Origin of the sequence: Pseudonocardia kongjuensis, assembly GCF_039526905.1 — a bacterium.
Taxonomy (GTDB): Bacteria; Actinomycetota; Actinomycetes; order Mycobacteriales; family Pseudonocardiaceae; genus Pseudonocardia; species Pseudonocardia kongjuensis.
Window position 1 is genome coordinate 251,799 of sequence record NZ_BAAAJK010000053.1, and the last position, 18,050, is coordinate 269,848.

Below are 18,050 nucleotides of genomic sequence, written 5' to 3' on the forward strand. Positions count from 1 at the left end.
GAGGGGGAACCGCGTTGCAGGACGTCGAGGCGGTCGTTCTGGTCGGGGGCAAGGGCACCCGGCTACGGCCACTGACCCTGTCGGCGCCCAAGCCGATGCTGCCCACCGCGGGGGTGCCGTTCCTGGCGCACCTGCTGTCCCGGATCCGCGAGGCGGGCATCCGGCGGGCGGTGCTGGGCACGAGCTACCTGGCCGAGACCTTCGAGGAACACTTCGGGGACGGCACCGCGCTGGGGCTCGACCTGACCTACGTGACCGAGACCGAGCCGCTGGGCACCGGCGGCGGGATCCGCAATGTCGCGCAGAAGCTCTCCGCCGAGCACGTCATGATCTTCAACGGGGACGTGCTGGCCGGCACCGACCTGCGGGCGGTGGCGGACACGCACCGCTCCTCGGGCGCCGACGTCACGCTGCACCTGGTCCGGGTGCAGAACCCGCGGGCGTTCGGCTGCGTGCCGACCGACCCGAGCGGCCGGGTCCTGAAGTTCCTGGAGAAGACCGAGGACCCGCCCACCGACCAGATCAACGCCGGTTGCTACGTGTTCCGGCGCGAGGTCATCGACACCATCCCCGAGGGGCGCCCGGTGTCGGTGGAGCGCGAGACGTTCCCGGACCTGCTGGCCTCCGGCGCGCACGTGCAGGGGCACGTCGACGTCGCCTACTGGCGGGACATGGGCACCCCCGGCGATCTGGTGCACGGCTCGGCGGACCTGGTCCGCGGCGTGGCGCCGTCGGCGGCGCTGCCCGGCCCGACCGGCGAGGCGATGATCCTCGACGGCGCCGAGGTGGCGTCCGACGCGCTGGTGTTCGGCGGATCGACGATCGGCCGCGGCGCCCGGATCGGGTCCGGCGCGAAGATCGAGGGCTCGATGCTGTTCGACGGCGCCGTGGTCGCCGCCGGGGCGGTCGTGGAGAACTCGGTGATCGGCGCCGGCGCCGTCGTCGAGGAGGGCGCCAGCGTGCGGGACACCGTGGTGGGCGACCGGGCGGTGATCGGCGCGCACTGCGAGCTGCGGCACAACCTGCGGATCTGGCCGGACGTGACGCTCCCGCCGCACGGGATCCGGTTCTCCCCCGACGTGTGAGCCCCGGCCGAGCCCCGGGGTGACGATGCGAGACCGCGAGTGGCACCCGCCGTACCCGCTCGACCTGTACGGGGTGCTGTCCCCGCTGCGCCGCGGCCGCGGTGACCCGACGTGGCGGACGGCGAGCGACGGCGCCGTCGTCTGGCGGGTGAGCACCACGCCGGACGGCCCGGCCACGGTGGCCTACCGGCGCCGGGCCGGCGGGCCGGTGCGGGCCACCGCCTGGGGGCCCGGCGCGGACTGGGAGATCGACCGGCTGCCGTCGCTGCTCGGCGGCGACGACGACCCGTCGGTGTTCGTCGCGCACCATCCGCTGGTCGCCGACGCGGTCCGGCGGATGCCCGGCCTGCGCCTGGGCTCGTCCGGCCGGGTGTGGGACGCGCTGCTGCCCGCGGTGCTGGAGCAGAAGGTGACCGGCACCGAGGCCCGGCGGTCGTTCCGCGAGCTGGCCCGGCGGTTCGGCGACCCGGCACCGGGCCCGGCCGGGGTGGTGCCGGACGGGATGCGGGTGCCGCCGACCCCGGAGCAGGTCCGGGCGATCCCGGACTGGGAGTGGCACCGCGCCGGGGTCGATCACGCGCGGCGCTCGGCGATCCTGCACGCCGCGGTCGTCGCGCACCGGCTGGAGGCGGCCGCCGGGCTGGGCGGGGAGCCCGGCCGGGTGCTGCTGCGCCGGGTCCGCGGGATCGGTGTCTGGACAGCCGCGGAGATCGCCCAGCGGGTGTGGGGCGATCCGGACGCGGTGAGCTTCGGCGACTTCCACATCCCGAACACGGTCGGCCACGCGCTGCTCGGCCACGACCTCGACGACGCGGGCCTGCTGGAGGTCCTGGCGCCCTACGCCGGGCAGCGCCAGCGGGCGGTCCGCTACATCGAGTCGTCGGGGTTCCGGCGGCCGCGGTTCGGCCCCAGGTTCTCCCCGCGCGACTACCGCACCCTGTGACCGCCGTAGGGTCGTTCCCGTGAAGGTCACCGTTCTGGTCGGAGGGGTCGGCGGGGCCCGCTTCCTGCAAGGCGTGAAGGCGGCGCTCGGCCTGCCCGCGACCGGGCCCGCGCCCGAGGGCCACCCGCACGAGATCGACGCGGTCGTCAACGTCGGCGACGACATCTGGCTGCACGGCCTGCGGGTCTGTCCGGACCTGGACACCTGCATGTACACCCTCGGCGGCGGCATCGACACCGGCAAGGGCTGGGGCCGTTCGGAGGAGACCTGGTCGGTCGCCGAGGAGCTCGCCGCGTACGGGGCCGACCCGACCTGGTTCGGGCTGGGCGACCGGGACGTCGCCACCCACCTGGTCCGCACCCGGATGCTGCGCGCCGGCTACCCGCTGTCCCAGGTCACCGAGGCGCTCTGCCACCGCTGGCAGCCCGGCGTGCGGCTGATCCCGGCCTCCGACGACCGGGTCGAGACCCACGTCGTCATCGACAACCCGGAGCCGGGCGACACCGACGACGCACCGCCGCAGGTCGCCGTGCACTTCCAGGAGTGGTGGATCCGGCACCGGGCCGCGCCGAAGGCGTACCGGTTCGCCTCGGTGGGCGCCGACCAGGCCGCGATCCAGCCGGACGCGCGGGCCGCGATCGCCGGGGCGGACGTCGTGCTGGTGGCGCCGTCGAACCCGGTGGTGAGCATCGGGACGATCGTGTCGGTCCCGGGTGTCCCGCAGGCGCTCGCGACGACCCCGGCGCCGATCGTCGGGCTGTCGCCGATCGTCGGCGGCCGCCCGGTGCGCGGGATGGCCGACGCCTGCCTGACCGCGATCGGCGTCGAGACCAGCGCCGAGGGCGTCGGGCGGCACTACGGCGGGCGCGGCGAGGGCGGCCTGCTCGACGGCTACCTGGTGCACACCGGCGACACCGCGACCGTGCCCGGCGCGACCGTCCGCGAGGTCCCGCTGCTGATGACCGACGTCGAGGCGACCGCGGAGATGGCCCGCGCCGCGTTCGAGGTGGCCGGTCGTGCCGTCTGAGCCGTTCCCCGATCACGCCTCGGCCGGGCTGGAGATCCGCCCGGTGCCCGGCCTGCCCGAGTTCCGTCCCGGCGACGACCTCACCGCGGTGCTCGCCGACGCGCTGGGCTGGCTGCGCGACGGCGACGTCGTCGTCGTCACCAGCAAGGTCTTCTCCAAGGTGGAGGGCAGGCTGGTCCCGGCCCCGGCCGACGAGGAGGAGCGCGACGCGCTGCGCCGCAGGCTGGTCGATCAGGAGACCGAGCGGGTGCTGGCCCGGCGCGGGAGGACGCTGATCGTCGCCGGGAAGCTCGGCATCGTGCAGGCCGCGGCCGGGATCGACGGGTCGAACGTGCGCCGCGACGAGCTGGCGCTGCTGCCCGCCGATCCGGACGCCTCGGCCGCCGCGCTGCGCGCCGGGCTGCGCGAGCGGCTCGGCGTGGACGTCGGCGTCGTCGTCACCGACACCCTGGGCCGGACCTGGCGGATCGGGCAGACCGACGTCGCGATCGGCTCGGCCGGCGTCCCGGTGCTGCACCGCTACGGCGGCGCCGTCGACGCCCAGGGCAACGACCTGCTGGTCACCGAGATCGCGCTGGCCGACGAGCTCGCCGCGGCCGCCGACCTGGTCAAGGGCAAGCTCGGCGCGGTGCCGGTGGCCGTCGTGCGCGGCATGACGGTGACCGACGACGGCTCGGTCGCCCGCGATCTCATCCGCCCGCTCGAGGACGACCTGTTCTCGCTGGGCACCGAGGAGGCGCTCGCCCTCGGCCGCCGCGAGGCGGTCCTGCTGCGCCGCAGCACCCGCGAGTTCGCCGACGAGCCGGTGGACGCCGCCGCGCTGCGCCGCGCCGTCGGCGTCGCGCTGACCGCGCCCGCCCCGCACCACAGCACCCCGTTCCGGTTCGTGTGGCTGCGCGACCCCGGGCGCCGGTCCGCGGTGCTGGACGCGATGCGCGACCGCTGGCGGGCCGATCTGGCCGCCGACGGGCGCCCGGCCGACGAGATCGAGCGCCGGCTGGCCCGCGGCGACCTGCTGCGCCGGGCACCCGAGCTGGTGCTCGCCTTCCGCAGCGGCGAGGGCATGCACGACTACCCGGACCCGGCCCGCGCCGCCGCCGAGCGGGACATGTTCACCGTCGCCGGCGGCGCCGCGGTGCAGGCGCTGCTGGTGGCGCTGGCGGCCGAGGGGCTGGCGTCCTGCTGGGTCGGGTCGACGATCTTCGCGCCCGAGGTGGCCCGCTCGGCGCTGGGGCTGCCCGCGGACTGGGCGGCGCTCGGCGCGGTCGCGATCGGGGTCCCGGCGCAGCCGCTCGGCCCGCGCGCCCCGCGGGACACCGCCGAGCACCTGCTGGAGATGTAGCGATGGTGACAGCGGCGACGGCGGCCCGTGAGCTGACCGGCTGGGAGCCGCCGGACGAGGCGCAGCGGGCGCTGCGGTACGCGCTGCTGGCGTTCCTGGACGCCCGCCCGGACGACGCCTGCGACCGGTCCTGTGCCCCCGGGCACCTGACGGCGTCCGCCCTGCTGCTGGACGCGACGGGCGAGCACACGCTGCTGACCCTGCACCCGCGGGTGGGGCGCTGGATCCAGCTCGGCGGGCACTGCGAGCCGGGGGACGACTCGCTGCGCGCGGCGGCGCTGCGCGAGGCGACCGAGGAGTCCGGGATGGACGGGCTGGCGATCGGCGAGCAGCCGCTGCACATCGACGTCCATCCGGTCACCTGTTCGGGTGGTGTGCCCACCCGGCATCTGGACGTGCGCTACCTGGTGCGCGCCCCGGCCGGGGCCCGGCCGCGGATCAGCGACGAGTCGCTGGATCTGCGCTGGTGGCCGGTGGACGCGCTGCCCCCGGACAGCGACACGGTGCCGGCGATGGTCGCCGCCGCCGGGGGAGCGGCGGTCACAGGTTCCGCCAGAAGAACAGCGCGCTGAACCCCTGCCCGGCGAGCTGGGCGTCGCCACCGGCCAGCGCGTAGAGGATCTGGGTGCCGGTGAAGAACAGCGCGCTCACCCCCGGCACGAACAGCAGCACCCCGAGCAGCGCCAGCGGCGCCCACGGCCGCACCTTCTCGCCGAACCGCTGCGCGGGGGCCGACAGGTAGGGCTCGAGCGCGCCCCACCCGTCCAGGCCGGGGACCGGCAGCATGTTCAGCACGAACGCGACGACCTGGAACAGCGCCAGCGCGGAGAGCCCGGCGGCGACCGGGCGCGGCATCCCCGGGAACAGTGCGACGACGACGATCAGCAGGAAGCCGACGACCAGGTTCGCGGCCGGCCCGGCCAGCGAGACCCCGGTCCGCCAGGCCCGCGAGCGCAGCGCCCACTGGTTGATCCAGACCGCGCCGCCGGGCAGCGGCAGGCCGCCGATCAGCAGGATGATCAGCGGCAGCACCAGGGACAGCCCGGGATCGGTGTAGCGGCGGATGTCGAGGGTGAGATAGCCCTTCATCGCGACCGAGGTGTCGCCGCCCTTGTAGGCGGTGATGGCGTGCCCGAACTCGTGCAGGCACAGCGACACGACCCAGCCGGCCAGCACGATCACGAAGACGCCGGTGATCGCGAGCGCCTCGGACCCGGCCGGGACCGCGGCGGCCGCCAGCGCCACCCCGAACAGGGTGATGCCGACGAGAAGGAGGAACCACGGGCTGATACGGCGGGTCAGGGAAGGCACGTACCCATCCTCCCGAACCGATCAAACGGACGCGCGTGGGGCTTCACTCGTTCGGCAGAGCCGGCTTGCACAGAGCGAATGTCGGCGCTGTACTTACAGCGGTGTCATTCGCCGGTGCGTTGCGGGGAGGTGGGCGAGTGGACGACGTCGAGGGGTTCATGCGGATGCTGCGGCCGGCGGAAGCCGGGCCGGGGGCCGAGCAGCCGGTCGTGGAGGATCACGACCGGGTCGCGCAGGTTCTGGACCTGAAGGGGCTGCTGGACGAGGTACCCGGGGACGAGGTGCCCGACTGGCAGGAGCGTGCGCTCTGCGCCCAGACCGATCCGGAGGCGTTCTTCCCGGAGAAGGGCGGATCCACCCGGGAGGCGAAGCGGATCTGCTCCGGCTGCGAGGTCCGGGCCGAGTGCCTGGAGTACGCGCTGGCGCAGGACGAGCGCTTCGGGATCTGGGGCGGCCTGTCCGAGCGGGAACGACGGCGGCTGCGCCGAGCAGCCGTCTGAGCCGTACTGGCCCGGGTCACCGCGAGGTGCCCGGGCCGTCGTGCACCGGGGGCCCGGTCAGTTGCCGTCGACCGCGTCCGGCTCGATGTTGAGGTACTCCGCGACCTGCTCGACCAGCACCTCGTGCACCAGGTCGGCCAGGTCCTCGCCGTTGCGCGCGCGGGCCTCCAGCGGGCGGCGGTAGAGCACGATCCGGGCCCGGGTCGGGATCCCGGCCGGGTCCACCCCGGCCGGCACCAGGTGTGCCAGCGGGACGCCGACGTCGGCGAGCACCCCGGTGCCCCAGACCACCTCGTCGGGTGAGGTCCGGTCCACGCTCGGCACGTCGTCGACGGCCAGGTCGAGATCGGCCAGCTCCGGCCCCCAGCGGGCCTCGATCGGCTCCAGGGCCTCCAGCACCTTCGCGTCGAACCGTTCGGCCCGGGTGCGGAAGGCGGGCGTCGACACCGGATACATCAGTCCGCGCAGTCCCCGGCCGCGACGGTCCCGGCGGCGTGGGGTGCGGCGGAGCAGGCGGTGGGCGGTGGACACCGGTGCAGTCTAGGCCCCGCCGCGGCGGTCGCGGAGCGGTGACGGCCCGTCGGTGGAGCGCCGTACACCGAGCCGGGTGCGCGTCGCAGTGCGGCGGACGCGGGCGTACGGGCTATCGTCCCCCGTGTGTTGAGTGTGCGGAGATGTTCACGGACGGGCTGCACCGAGCTCGCCGTCGCCACGCTCACCTACGTCTACGCCGACTCCACCGCCGTCGTCGGGCCGCTGGCGACCCAGGCCGAACCGCACTCCTACGACCTGTGCACCGGGCACGCGCACAACCTGACCGCGCCGCGCGGCTGGGAGGTCGTCCGGTTCGAGGGCGAGTTCGCCCCGCCCCAGCACACCGGCGAGGACCTCACCGCGCTCGCCGACGCCGTCCGCGAGGCGGGCCGGGTGGACCGGCCGGTCGAGGTGGTGGCCCGGCCCGGCGGGACCGGCAGGCGGGGGCACCTGCGGGTGCTGCCGACCCCCGACGAGGACAGCGCGGACGGGTGAACGGCCTGAGATAGGGTCAGTCGTCGTGCCCGACCTCTCGGCGATCGTGAAGGCCTACGACATCCGCGGTGTCGTCGGCGAGCAGCTCGACGAACCGGCCGCGCGCGCCCTCGGCGCGGCGACCGCTCGGCTGGTCGCTGCGGACCGGCCGGCCCCCTCCGCGGTGGTCGTCGGCCGGGACATGCGGGACAGCTCACCCGCGCTGGCGGCCGCGTTCGCCGACGGGGTGACCGGTCAGGGTCTCGACGTCGTCGACATCGGGCTGGCCAGCACCGACATGCTGTACTTCGCCTCCGGCTCGCTGGACCTGCCGGGCGCCATGTTCACCGCCAGCCACAATCCGGCCCGCTACAACGGCATCAAGCTCTGCCGGGCGGGTGCGGTGCCGATCGGGCAGGACAGCGGGCTCACCACCATCCGGGACGACGCCGGCCGGCTGCTCGCCGACGGGATCGTGCCGGTCGCGGCCACCGGCACCGTCCGCACCGGGGACATGCTCGCCGGCTACGCGGCGTACCTGCGCTCGCTGGTCGACCTGTCCTCGCTGGACGCGGGCCCGGAGCTGACCGTGGTCGTCGACGCGGGCAACGGGATGGGCGGGCACACCGTCCCGACCGTGTTCGACGGGCTGAACGTGCGGGTGGTGCCGCTGTACTTCGAGCTCGACGGCACCTTCCCGAACCACGAGGCGAACCCGCTGGAGCCGGCGAACCTGGTCGACCTGCAGAAGCTCGTCGTCGCCGAGGGCGCCGACCTGGGCCTGGCCTTCGACGGCGACGCCGACCGCTGCTTCGCCGTCGACGAGCGCGGCGACGCGATCAGCCCGAGCGCCATCACCGGCCTGGTCGCGGTCCGCGAGCTGGGCCGGGCGCGGGACGCCGGCGAGCCGTCCGCCGCCGTCATCCACAACCTGATCACCTCGCGGGCCGTCCCCGAGCTGGTCGCCGAGCACGGCGGCCGGCCGGTCCGGACCCGGGTCGGCCACTCGTTCATCAAGCAGACGATGGCCGAGACCGGCGCGGTGTTCGGCGGCGAGCACTCGGCGCACTACTACTTCCGGGACTTCTGGAAGGCCGACTCCGGGATGCTCGCCGCGCTGCACCTGCTGGCCGCGCTCGGCGAGCACCGGCGCGCGCAGCCGGGCGGCACGCTGTCCGGCCTGATGACCGCCTACGAGCGCTACGCCGCCTCCGGCGAGATCAACTCGACGGTCGCCGACCAGGCGGCGAAGGTGGCCGAGATCGAGGCGGTCTACGGTCCGCGGCCGGGGGTGGCGCTCGACCGGCTGGACGGCCTGACCGTGACGCTGCCGGACGGCTCGTGGTTCAACCTGCGGGCCTCGAACACCGAGCCGCTGCTGCGGCTGAACGTGGAGGCGCCGGACGACGCGGCGGTCCGCAGCCTGGTCGACGAGGTGCTGGCGGTCGTCCGCGCCTGAGGTGCCGCGCACCCCGGGTGACCGCCGCAGCGGGCGCCGGTACCCGGTCGGCCCCCGCGCGGTGCCGACCCGTGGTGGCAGCATCGACTCCAGACATGACGACGAGGAGAACCGTGGCCGTACAGCTCGACCCCCAGCTGCTCGAGATCCTGGCCTGCCCGTGTGACGCGCACGCCCCACTGCGTCCCGGCACCGCGGGCGAGCCGGGCGCGGACGCGCTGACCTGTGTGTCCTGCGGCCGCTCGTTCCCGGTCACCGACCAGATCCCGGTGCTGCTGCTGGACGAGGCCCTCCCGGGGACCGGTCCGGCGAGGGACGACGGGTGAACGGCGTGCTCGACGACACCCTGCTGGCCGACCCGGGCGAGCTGATGGCCCGGGACACGACCGGCGTGCTGCGGGCCGCCGCGACGGCGGGGGCGCAGGTCCGGTCCGCGGTGCACGCCTGCGACGAGGCCGGTCTGGCCCGGCTGCGCGGGCACCGGCCGCGGGCGCTGGTGCTGCTGCGCAGGCCCGGCGTGTCCGGGGCGGTCGCCGACCTCGTGACCGCGCTGCTCGGTGACCGCTGCCCGGTCCCGGTGGTGCACGCCGCGGTGGTGCCGGGCTGGGTCGGGCCGCTGGACGTCGTCGTCGCGCACACCTCCGATCCGGCCGATGCCGAGCTGGCCGAGTCGATCGCGATCGCGGTCCGCCGCGGCGCCGAGGTGATCCTGTCGGCGCCGGACGCCGGGCCGGTCGCCCAGGCGGGTGCCGGGCGGGCCCGGCTGGTCGAGCCGCGGATCCCGCTGCCCGAGGGGCTCGGCTTCGCCCAGGCGCTCGCCGTCGTCCTGGTGACGGTCACCGAGCTGGAGCTGATCACGCCCGCCCCGGCCGCCGGGCTGGAGGCGCTGGCCGACGCGCTGGACGCCGAGGCCGAGCGGAACCAGCCGGGGCACGAGCCGTTCGTGAACCCGGCGAAGTCGCTGGCGCTGCGGCTGGCCGAGCGGACCCCGCTGCTGTGGGGGGTCGATCCGGCCGCCGCGGCCGTCGCCCGGCAGGGGGCGACCGCGCTGGCGGCGCACGCCGGCGTCGTCGCGCACGCCGCCGATCTCGGCCAGGCGGGCACGCTCGCCGGGCTGCGGGTGGCGGTGGACCTCGCCGAGCGTTCGGCCGGGGTGTTCCACGACCCGTTCGACGACGCCGATCCGGACCGGGACGCGGCCCCCGCCCCCCGGCTGGTGCTGCTGGGCACCGGCGAGGAGGACCCGCAGGCGGTCAGCCGCCGCACGCTCGGCCGGGAATGGCCGAACGCCGACGTCGCGCACCCGGTCGAGGAGGTGCCGCGGGGCACCCGCGACGCGGTCCTGCTGCGGGCCGCCGTGCTGGCGCTGCGCGTCGACATCGCCGCGGTCTACCTGGGCCTGGCCGGCCGGGCCGCGCTCGGCACCTGACACACCCGCGAACAGCTGACACCGGGAGACCCGTGGAACTGCTGGAGAACCCGATCCGGACCTACGCCTGGGGGTCGCGGACCGTCATCGCCGACCTGCTCGGCGAGCCGGTGCCGTCCCCGCACCCGCAGGCCGAGCTGTGGCTGGGCGCGCACCCGGCCGCGCCGTCGACGGTGGGCGGTCCCGCGGCGCGGCGCCCGCTGCACGAGCTCATCGGGCAGGACCCGGCGGCCGCACTCGGCCCGGGCCGGGAGCGGTGGTCCGGGCGGCTGCCGTTCCTGCTGAAGGTGCTCGCCGCCGAGGAGCCGCTGAGCCTGCAGGCGCACCCGAGCCTGGAACAGGCCCGGGAGGGCTGGGCCCGGGAGAACGCGGCGGGCATCGCGGTGGACGCGCCGAACCGCAACTACCGCGACGCCAACCACAAGCCGGAGCTGATCTGCGCGCTCTCCGAGTTCGTCGCGCTGGTCGGCTTCCGCGAGCCGTCCCGGACGGTCGAGCTGCTGCGCGCGCTCGACGTGCCCGAGCTGGCGTCCTACACCGAGCTGCTCGCCGGGCAGCCCTGCTCGGACGGGCTGCGCGCGCTGTTCACGACCTGGATCACGCTGCCGCAGTCGGTGCTCGACGGCCTGGTCCCCGCGCTGCAGGAGGGGGCGGTGCGGCTGCTGGGGGCCCGCACGGCCGACAGCGAGCGGTTCGCCGGGGAGGCGCGCACCCTGCTGGACCTCTCCGAGCGCTACCCGGACGACGCCGGCGTGCTGGCCGCGCTGCTGCTCAACCGGATCACCCTGCAGCCCGGCGAGGCGCTGTACCTGCCCGCCGGGAACCTGCACGCCTACCTCTCCGGCGCCGGCATCGAGCTGATGGCGAACTCGGACAACGTGCTGCGCGGCGGCCTGACCCCGAAGCACGTCGACGTCCCGGAGCTGCTGCGGGTGCTGGACTTCGCCGCGCCGCCGCCGCCGGTGCGCACCGCGCGGCCGGATCCGGGCACCGACGGCTGGTACCGCTACGACGTCGGGGCGGAGGAGTTCCTGCTGCGCCGCGCCGACACCGGCGGCCGGGACAAGCTCGACGTCCCGGGTGCCGGGGCGCGGATCCTGCTGTGCACCGCGGGGGCCGCCACGGTCGCCGCACACGGCGAGGAGGTGGAGCTGCCGCGGGGCGCGGCGGTGTACCTGGCCGCCGCCGACACCGGCGCCGTGCTCACCACCGGCGACGACGGCGCCACCGTGTTCCTGGCGGGCGACGGGCTCCAGCCCGGCGGGGAGCGGTCTCAGTAGGTGTTCGGCGCCCGGTGGTGCTCGAAGATCAGTGACGTCCGGGTGCCCGCGACCTCGGTCCAGGAGTTGAGCGCGCCGACCAGCTCGCGCAGCGCGACCGTGTCGGCGGTGGCGACCCGGATCATGTAGTCGTCGTCGCCCGCCAGGAAGTACACGTCGCGCACCGCGGGCAGCCGGGACGCCCGGGCGACGAACTCGTCGAGGCGGTCCCGCGCGTCGGCCTGCAGCCGCACCGAGATCATCGCCTGCAGCGGGTGGCCGGTGGCGGCCGGATCGACGTCGGCGTGGTAGCCGCGGATCACCCCGCGCTCGCGCAGCGCCCGGATCCGGCCGAGGCAGGTGGACGGCGCGATGCCCACCGCGGCGGCGAGCGCGTTGTTCGGCGCGCGGGCGTCGCTCTCCAGCAGCCGCAGCAGCGCGCGGTCGATGTCGTCGAGCCGAACGTCGTTCGGCCGGGCTGTTCGACGGAGGGACAGTCCTGAAGATTCTTCGCTCAACGTCGCTCCTTTGAGAATCTTCGTCGTGCTTGTTGGCAGCGTACCGCTTCTTCTTCACCATTGACCGTAGTCGAGGTGAGGAGCGAGACATGCGCGTCGCAGTGCCGAAGGAGACCAAGGACAACGAGTTCCGGGTCGCCCTGACCCCCGCCGGGGTGCACGAGCTGGTCCGGCGCGGGCACGAGGTCGTCGTCGAGCACGACGCCGGTGCCGGCTCCGCGATCGCCGACGCGGACTACAAGGAGGCCGGCGCGCAGATCCTGGCCGACACCGCCGAGGTGTGGGGCTCCGCCGAGCTGCTGCTCAAGGTGAAGGAGCCGATCGAGTCCGAGTACGGCTTCCTGCGGCCCGACCTCACGCTGTTCACCTACCTGCACCTGGCCGCGTCCCGGCCGTGCACCGACGCGCTGCTGGCCGGCGGCACCACCTCGATCGCCTACGAGACGGTGCGGACCGCCGACGGCAGGCTGCCGCTGCTCGCCCCGATGAGCGAGGTCGCCGGCCGGCTGGCGCCGCAGGCCGGCGCGTACCACCTGATGCGCTCGGCCGGTGGCCGCGGCGTGCTGATGGGTGGCGTCCCCGGCGCTCCCGGCGCCGACGTCGTCGTGCTGGGTGCCGGGGTCGCGGGCGCGAACGCGGTCGCCATCGCGGCCGGCATGCAGGCCCAGGTGACCGTGCTGGACATCGACGTCGACAAGCTCCGCGCGATCGACGAGCGCTACGCGGGCCGGGTCCGCACCGTCTACTCCACCGGTCTCGCCGTGCGCGAGGCCGTGACGAACGCCGATCTGGTCATCGGCGCGGTGCTGGTGCCGGGCGCCAAGGCGCCGACCCTGGTGCCGAACGAGCTGGTCGCGCAGATGCGCCCGGGTGCGGTGCTGGTCGACATCGCGATCGACCAGGGCGGGTGCTTCTCGGACTCGCGGCCGACCACGCACGCCGAGCCGACCTACCCGGTGCACGAGACCGTCTTCTACTGCGTCGCGAACATGCCGGGCGCGGTGCCGCACACCTCCACCCGGGCGCTGACCAACGCCACGCTGCCCTACCTGCTGCGGCTGGCCGACCAGGGCTGGGAGGCGGCCACGGCGGCCGATCCGGCGCTCGCCGCCGGTCTGTCCACGCACCGGGGCGAGCTGCTCTCGGCCGAGGTCGCCGAGGCGCACGGGCTGCCGCACCGCGCGAGCTGAGCCGCCGCCGCGGCCGTTCCCGCAGGTCACGGGGACAAAAGCGACATTCCACCGCGCAATCTCATTGTGACCTTAAATCTGGGCGCCGATGCGTGACGCAAGGCTGTCGGCGGTCGTAACTTCACCGCCCATGACGGTCACGAGCCGTGGTGGCGGGATCTTCCGCACCAAGACGGTCGAGCAGTCCATCCGGGACACCGACGAGCCGGACACCCGGCTCAAGAAGGATCTGGGGACGATCGACCTGATCGTCTTCGGTGTCGCGGTGGTGATCGGTGCCGGTATCTTCACCCTCGCCGCGAGCACCGCGGGCAACATCGCCGGGCCCGCGGTCTCGCTGTCGTTCGTGCTGGCCGCGGTCGCCTGCGGCCTCGCCGCGCTGTGCTACGCCGAGTTCGCCTCCACCGTGCCGGTCGCCGGCAGCGCCTACACGTTCTCCTACGCCACCTTCGGCGAGTTCCTCGCCTGGATCATCGGCTGGGACCTGGTGCTGGAGTTCGCGGTCGGCTCGGCCTACGTGTCGAAGGGCTGGTCGGAGTACCTGGCCCAGACGCTCGGCCTGTTCGGCGCCGACGTGTCGACGTCGTTCGACCTCGGCGGGTTCTTCTCCTTCGACTGGGGCGCCCTGCTGCTCGTCGTCGCGCTGGCGTTCCTGCTCTACCGCGGCACGAAGCTGTCCAGCCGGGTCAGCCTGGTGATCACCGCGATCAAGGTGCTGATCGTGCTGTTCGTGATCGTGCTCGGGCTGTTCTACGTCAACGCCGCCAACTACACCCCGTTCGTGCCGTCGCCGGAGGCCGGGACCACCGAGACCGGCACCGGCATCCAGCAGTCGCTGCTGTCCTTCTTCGGCGGCGCCTCGTCCAGCGTGTTCGGCGTCTACGGGGTGTTCGCCGCGGCCGCGATCGTCTTCTTCGCCTTCATCGGGTTCGACGCCGTCGCCACCACCGCGGAGGAGACGAAGAACCCGGCCAAGGCGCTCCCGCGGGGCATCCTGGGTTCGCTGGCCATCGTCACCGTGCTCTACGTCGCGGTCGCCCTGGTGATCACCGGGATGGTCCCGTACACCGAGCTCGCCACCCAGCCGGACGGCACCCGGGCCACCCTCGCCACCGCGTTCGCCTCGCTCGGTGTCGACTGGGCGGCGACGATCATCGCCCTGGGCGCCCTGCTCGGCCTCACCACCGTCGTCATGGTGCTGATGCTCGGGCAGATCCGGGTCATCTTCGCGATGTCCCGCGACGGCCTGCTGCCGACCGGTCTGGCGAAGACCAACAGCTTCGGCACCCCGGGCCGCGCCACCTGGCTGATCGGCACCGTGATCGCCCTGGTCGCGACCTTCTTCCCGGCCGACGACCTGGAGCAGATGGTCAACATCGGCACCCTGTTCGCGTTCGTGCTGGTCTCGATCGGCGTGGTCGTCCTGCGCCGGACCCGGCCGGACCTGCCGCGCGGCTTCCGCACGCCGCTGGTGCCGCTGGTGCCGATCCTGGCGGTGCTCGCCTGCGTGTGGCTGATGCTCAACCTGTCGGTGGAGACCTGGCTGCGGTTCGTGCTGTGGATGATCATCGGCGTGGTGATCTACTTCGCGTACTCGCGGAAGAACTCGGTGCTCGGCAGGCGCGAGCGCGGCGAGCTCCCGGCGCAGGCGCAGGCGCAGGCGCAGGCCGCCCCGGAGTAGCCCCGGGCCGGGCGCTACCGCTGTTCGGCGACTCCTCGTGACCGCCCGACAGCAGTACGCTCGCATCCCATGACCGTCCCACCGCCCGGTGATCCGGACAGCCCCGCGGTCTGTCTCGACGTCGGCTCGTCCTGGACGAAGGCGGTGCTGGTGCTGCCGGACGGCACCCCGGCCGGCTTCGCCGAGCACCCGACCACCCCCGACGTGGACGAGGGCGTCGACGCCGCGGTCGCCGCCGCGGCGGCCTCGGCGGGCCGCGCCGGCGGCCCCACCCCGCCGGTGCTGGCCTGCTCCTCGGCGGGCGGGCCGCTGCGGCTCGCCGTGGTCGGCGCGGAACGGCTCACCACGGTCGAGGCCGGGCACCGGGTCTGCCGGTCCGCGGGCGCCCGGGTGGTCGGCGTGCACACCGGGCCGCTGGAGGGCCGTGCGGTGCGCGAGCTCGCCGCCCAGGAGCCCGGCGCGGTGCTGCTGCTCGGCGGGCCGGACGGCGAGGACCCCGGCGTGCTCCTGCACAACGCCGGCCGGCTGGCCCGCACCCGGGGCCGGTGGTCGGTGCTGCTCGCCGTCGATGCCTCGGCCCGGGCGGACGCGCTGGAGCTGCTGCGGGCCGGTGGGCGCACTGTGCGGTCCTGCCCGAACCCGACACCGCGGCCGGGCGAGATCGTGCCCGGCCCGGTCCGTGACGCGGTCGCCGAGCTGTACGCCCGGCAGGCCCCCGGCGCGCGGCCGCGCCGCCCGGGGGAGCGGGCCCGCACCCGGACGCCGGTCGCCGTCGCCGACGGTGCGCGGGCGCTGGCCCGGCTGACCGGGACCGGGGTGCTGGTGGTCGACGTCGGGTCGGCGACCACCGGCGTGCACGGCTGCGTGCCGGACGGCGGCGGGTTCCCCGCCGAGGCGGTGATGACGGTCGAGGGGGACCTCGGCGTCCGCGACGGTGCCGCAGGCGTCCTGGTCGAGGGCCAGACCGAGGGGCTGGTCGATCCGGTGGAGGCGGACCTGCTCGGGCCGGCCGTCGCCGCGCTCGCCACCTCGGGCGCCGCGGTCCCGGCCGACCGCGGTGCCGCGGCGGAGGACCGGCGGCTCGCGGCCGTCGCCGCCGTCGTCGCGCTGCGCAGGCACCTGCGGCACACCGGCCGGATCGATCCGGCGGGCCCGGGCGGCCGTGATATCGGTCTCGTCGTCCTGACCGGCGGGGTGTTCCGGCAGCGGGACCCGGCGGGGCTCGCCGCGGTGGCCGCGACGGTGCGTCGTGATCCCGCGCTGATGACCGCTCTCGCGCAGGTCGACGTCGAGGTCGACAGCGAGTCCGTGCTGGCCCCGGCCGGTCTGCTGGCCGCGCACGGACGCGAGCGGGCGGCGGGTGTGCTGCTCGCCGAGCGGCTGCTGGGATGATCGTCACCGGCGCCCGGAGCGGTTGACACCCACCGGGCGCCTGGGAACGATGGAGCCCGCGAGAGAGTCGGGCGCCGAGAGGCGCTGCAGCGGTGAACCGCTCGGCTGCGCGAGCAGCGGGCACGATCCGCCACGCTCGGGCCCGACCCGCCACGGACGAGGAAAGGGCGCCTGTCTCCGACGAGGAGGGAGGGCCGACGTGACCCGTCCTGGGCCCGTTCGCCCATCCTTCCTGCGCGGAGCGCCCACCCGTCCGGTTCCGCGGCCGGTCACCCCCGGCCGTACGGATGAGTTCGACCCGATCGCCCGAGGAGGCGCACCCACCCCATGACCGCATCCCAGACCACCGGCCACCCCAAGCTGCAGACCGTGAACGGCCTCGACTTCGCCATCGCCGACATCAACGGCCACGAGGCGGGCCGCAAGGACATCCGGCTGGCCGAGAACGAGATGCCGGGCCTGATGGACCTGCGCCGCGAGTACGCCGAGGCCAAGCCGCTGCACGGCGCCCGGATCGCGGGATCGCTGCACATGACCACGCAGACCGCGGTGCTGATCGAGACGCTGGTCAGCCTGGGTGCCGACGTGCGCTGGGTGTCCTGCAACATCTTCTCCACCCAGGACGACTCGGCCGCCGCGACCGTGGTCGGCCCGCACGGCACCCCGGAGAACCCGCAGGGCGTCCCGGTGTTCGCCTGGAAGGGCGAGACGCTCGAGGACTACTGGTGGTGCACCGAGCAGCTGTTCAAGTTCCGCGACGAGAACGGCGACGTCGTGGGCCCGAACATGATCCTCGACGACGGCGGTGACGCCACGCTGCTGGTGCACAAGGGCGTCGAGTTCGAGCAGACCGGCGTGGTGCCGACCTTCGACGACGACGACCTGACCGTCTCCGACGAGGAGCGCGTCGTGTTCGACACCCTGCGCCGCAGCCTCGCCGAGGACCCGAAGCGCTGGACCACGATCAACTCCGACATCCGCGGTGTCACCGAGGAGACCACGACCGGGGTCAACCGGCTCTACCAGCTCGCCGAGCAGGGCAAGCTGCTGTTCCCGGCGATCAACGTCAACGACTCGGTCACCAAGTCGAAGTTCGACAACAAGTACGGCATCCGGCACTCGCTGCTGGACGGCCTGAACCGCGCCACCGACGTCCTGATCGGCGGCAAGGTCGCGGTCGTGGCCGGCTACGGCGACGTCGGCAAGGGCTGCGCCGAGGCGCTCGCCGGCCAGGGCGCGCGGGTGATCGTGTCCGAGATCGACCCGATCTGCGCGCTGCAGGCGCTGCTCGAGGGCTTCCAGGTGGCCCGGGTGGAGGACGTCATCCACACCGCCGACGTGGTGGTCACCACGACCGGCAACAAGGACATCATCACCACCGACCTGATGCAGAAGATGAAGCACCAGGCGATCCTGTGCAACGTCGGCCACTTCGACAACGAGATCGACATGGCCGGCCTGGCCCGGATCCCGGGCATCAACAAGATCAACATCAAGCCGCAGGTCGACGAGTGGGTCTTCCCGGACGGGCACACCATCCTGGTGCTCTCCGAGGGCCGCCTGATGAACCTGGGCAACGCGACGGGGCACCCGTCGTTCGTCATGTCGAACTCCTTCGCGAACCAGACGATCGCCCAGATCGAGCTGTTCACCAAGCACGAGGAGTACAACAAGGACGTCTACCGGCTGCCGAAGCACCTCGACGAGAAGGTCGCGAAGGTGCACGTGCTGGCGCTGGGCGGGGAGCTGACGAAGCTGTCCAAGGACCAGGCCGAGTACATCGGCGTCGACGTCGAGGGCCCGTACAAGCCGGAGCACTACCGCTACTGAGCAGGTCCGCTCTCCCGACCGGCGGCGCGGTGGCCTCGACGGCCATCGCGCCGCCGGCGCGTGTACAGGATCGGTG

The 18,050-nt window shown here is 74.4% G+C and carries 18 protein-coding genes; 15 read left to right on the forward strand and 3 right to left on the reverse strand.

Features of this window, described 5'->3' with window-relative positions:
* Positions 1 to 14: 14 nt before the first annotated feature.
* From manB to ABD160_RS31070, 5 genes are read left to right on the forward strand one after another with little or no spacing between them, the layout of a single operon-like run.
* On the forward strand, positions 15 to 1,085 hold the full coding sequence (manB, locus tag ABD160_RS31050) for a mannose-1-phosphate guanylyltransferase (protein WP_344029538.1): 1,071 nt from the start codon (positions 15 to 17) through the stop codon (positions 1,083 to 1,085).
* Positions 1,086 to 1,110: 25 nt separating this feature from the next.
* Positions 1,111 to 2,028, forward strand: a complete 918-nt coding sequence (locus tag ABD160_RS31055; RefSeq protein ID WP_344029829.1) for a DNA-3-methyladenine glycosylase family protein — start codon at positions 1,111 to 1,113, stop codon at positions 2,026 to 2,028.
* A gap of 19 nt (positions 2,029 to 2,047) precedes the next feature.
* Complete coding sequence (gene cofD / locus ABD160_RS31060) at positions 2,048 to 3,055, forward strand: 2-phospho-L-lactate transferase (protein WP_344029540.1); 1,008 nt, start codon at positions 2,048 to 2,050, stop codon at positions 3,053 to 3,055.
* On the forward strand, positions 3,045 to 4,397 hold the full coding sequence (locus ABD160_RS31065) for a coenzyme F420-0:L-glutamate ligase (RefSeq protein WP_344029542.1): 1,353 nt from the start codon (positions 3,045 to 3,047) through the stop codon (positions 4,395 to 4,397). The genes cofD and ABD160_RS31065 overlap by 11 nt, the downstream gene beginning before the upstream one ends.
* A 2-nt stretch (positions 4,398 to 4,399) precedes the next feature.
* The gene (locus tag ABD160_RS31070) at positions 4,400 to 4,969 is read left to right on the forward strand and encodes an NUDIX hydrolase (RefSeq protein WP_344029544.1); all 570 of its coding nucleotides are present in this window, start codon (positions 4,400 to 4,402) and stop codon (positions 4,967 to 4,969) included.
* Here ABD160_RS31070 and ABD160_RS31075 read toward each other — a convergent pair.
* Positions 4,938 to 5,708, reverse strand: coding sequence for a site-2 protease family protein (locus tag ABD160_RS31075; protein WP_344029547.1), 771 nt, complete (start codon positions 5,706 to 5,708; stop codon positions 4,938 to 4,940). The two genes, ABD160_RS31070 and ABD160_RS31075, sit on opposite strands and share 32 nt — an antisense overlap.
* A gap of 164 nt (positions 5,709 to 5,872) precedes the next feature.
* Between ABD160_RS31075 and ABD160_RS31080 the strand changes: the two genes are divergently transcribed.
* Positions 5,873 to 6,208 (forward strand): WhiB family transcriptional regulator, encoded by a 336-nt coding sequence (locus tag ABD160_RS31080; protein ID WP_232021734.1) that lies wholly within the window; start codon positions 5,873 to 5,875, stop codon positions 6,206 to 6,208.
* 57 nt (positions 6,209 to 6,265) lie between these two features.
* Here ABD160_RS31080 and ABD160_RS31085 read toward each other — a convergent pair whose 3' ends face one another.
* Positions 6,266 to 6,739, reverse strand: coding sequence for a metallopeptidase family protein (locus ABD160_RS31085; RefSeq protein WP_085914786.1), 474 nt, complete (start codon positions 6,737 to 6,739; stop codon positions 6,266 to 6,268).
* Between the two features lie 135 nt (positions 6,740 to 6,874).
* Between ABD160_RS31085 and ABD160_RS31090 the strand changes: the two genes are divergently transcribed.
* From ABD160_RS31090 to manA, 5 genes are all read left to right on the forward strand, one after another.
* Positions 6,875 to 7,237, forward strand: coding sequence for a DUF3499 domain-containing protein (locus ABD160_RS31090; protein ID WP_344029835.1), 363 nt, complete (start codon positions 6,875 to 6,877; stop codon positions 7,235 to 7,237).
* 25 nt (positions 7,238 to 7,262) lie between these two features.
* Positions 7,263 to 8,675, forward strand: coding sequence for a phosphomannomutase/phosphoglucomutase (locus tag ABD160_RS31095; RefSeq protein WP_344029553.1), 1,413 nt, complete (start codon positions 7,263 to 7,265; stop codon positions 8,673 to 8,675).
* A gap of 113 nt (positions 8,676 to 8,788) precedes the next feature.
* A complete protein-coding gene (locus ABD160_RS31100; RefSeq protein ID WP_344029556.1) occupies positions 8,789 to 9,001 on the forward strand; it encodes a Trm112 family protein in 213 nt (70 codons plus the stop codon).
* Positions 8,998 to 10,104: an SIS domain-containing protein gene (locus ABD160_RS31105; RefSeq protein WP_344029560.1), complete on the forward strand. Its 1,107-nt coding sequence runs from the start codon at positions 8,998 to 9,000 to the stop codon at positions 10,102 to 10,104. Before ABD160_RS31100 ends, ABD160_RS31105 begins: the two co-directional genes overlap by 4 nt.
* A 32-nt stretch (positions 10,105 to 10,136) precedes the next feature.
* Complete coding sequence (gene manA / locus ABD160_RS31110; RefSeq protein WP_344029563.1) at positions 10,137 to 11,384, forward strand: mannose-6-phosphate isomerase, class I; 1,248 nt, start codon at positions 10,137 to 10,139, stop codon at positions 11,382 to 11,384.
* On the opposite strand, the gene ABD160_RS31115 is transcribed toward manA, so the two are convergent.
* Positions 11,378 to 11,881, reverse strand: coding sequence for an Lrp/AsnC family transcriptional regulator (locus ABD160_RS31115; RefSeq protein WP_344029567.1), 504 nt, complete (start codon positions 11,879 to 11,881; stop codon positions 11,378 to 11,380). The genes manA and ABD160_RS31115 overlap by 7 nt on opposite strands.
* A gap of 89 nt (positions 11,882 to 11,970) precedes the next feature.
* Here ABD160_RS31115 and ald point away from each other — a divergent pair, with 89 nt between their 5' ends.
* The 4 genes from ald (at position 11,971) to ahcY (ending at position 17,974) form a co-directional block, all read left to right on the forward strand.
* Positions 11,971 to 13,071: an alanine dehydrogenase gene (gene ald, locus ABD160_RS31120; protein ID WP_344029569.1), complete on the forward strand. Its 1,101-nt coding sequence runs from the start codon at positions 11,971 to 11,973 to the stop codon at positions 13,069 to 13,071.
* Positions 13,072 to 13,201: 130 nt separating this feature from the next.
* Positions 13,202 to 14,752 (forward strand): amino acid permease, encoded by a 1,551-nt coding sequence (locus ABD160_RS31125; RefSeq protein WP_344029572.1) that lies wholly within the window; start codon positions 13,202 to 13,204, stop codon positions 14,750 to 14,752.
* A 69-nt stretch (positions 14,753 to 14,821) separates the two neighbouring features.
* Positions 14,822 to 16,144, forward strand: coding sequence for a glutamate mutase L (locus ABD160_RS31130; protein WP_344029575.1), 1,323 nt, complete (start codon positions 14,822 to 14,824; stop codon positions 16,142 to 16,144).
* Positions 16,145 to 16,471: 327 nt separating this feature from the next.
* Positions 16,472 to 17,974, forward strand: coding sequence for an adenosylhomocysteinase (gene ahcY / locus ABD160_RS31135; protein WP_344029578.1), 1,503 nt, complete (start codon positions 16,472 to 16,474; stop codon positions 17,972 to 17,974).
* The last annotated feature ends 76 nt before the right edge of the window (positions 17,975 to 18,050 follow it).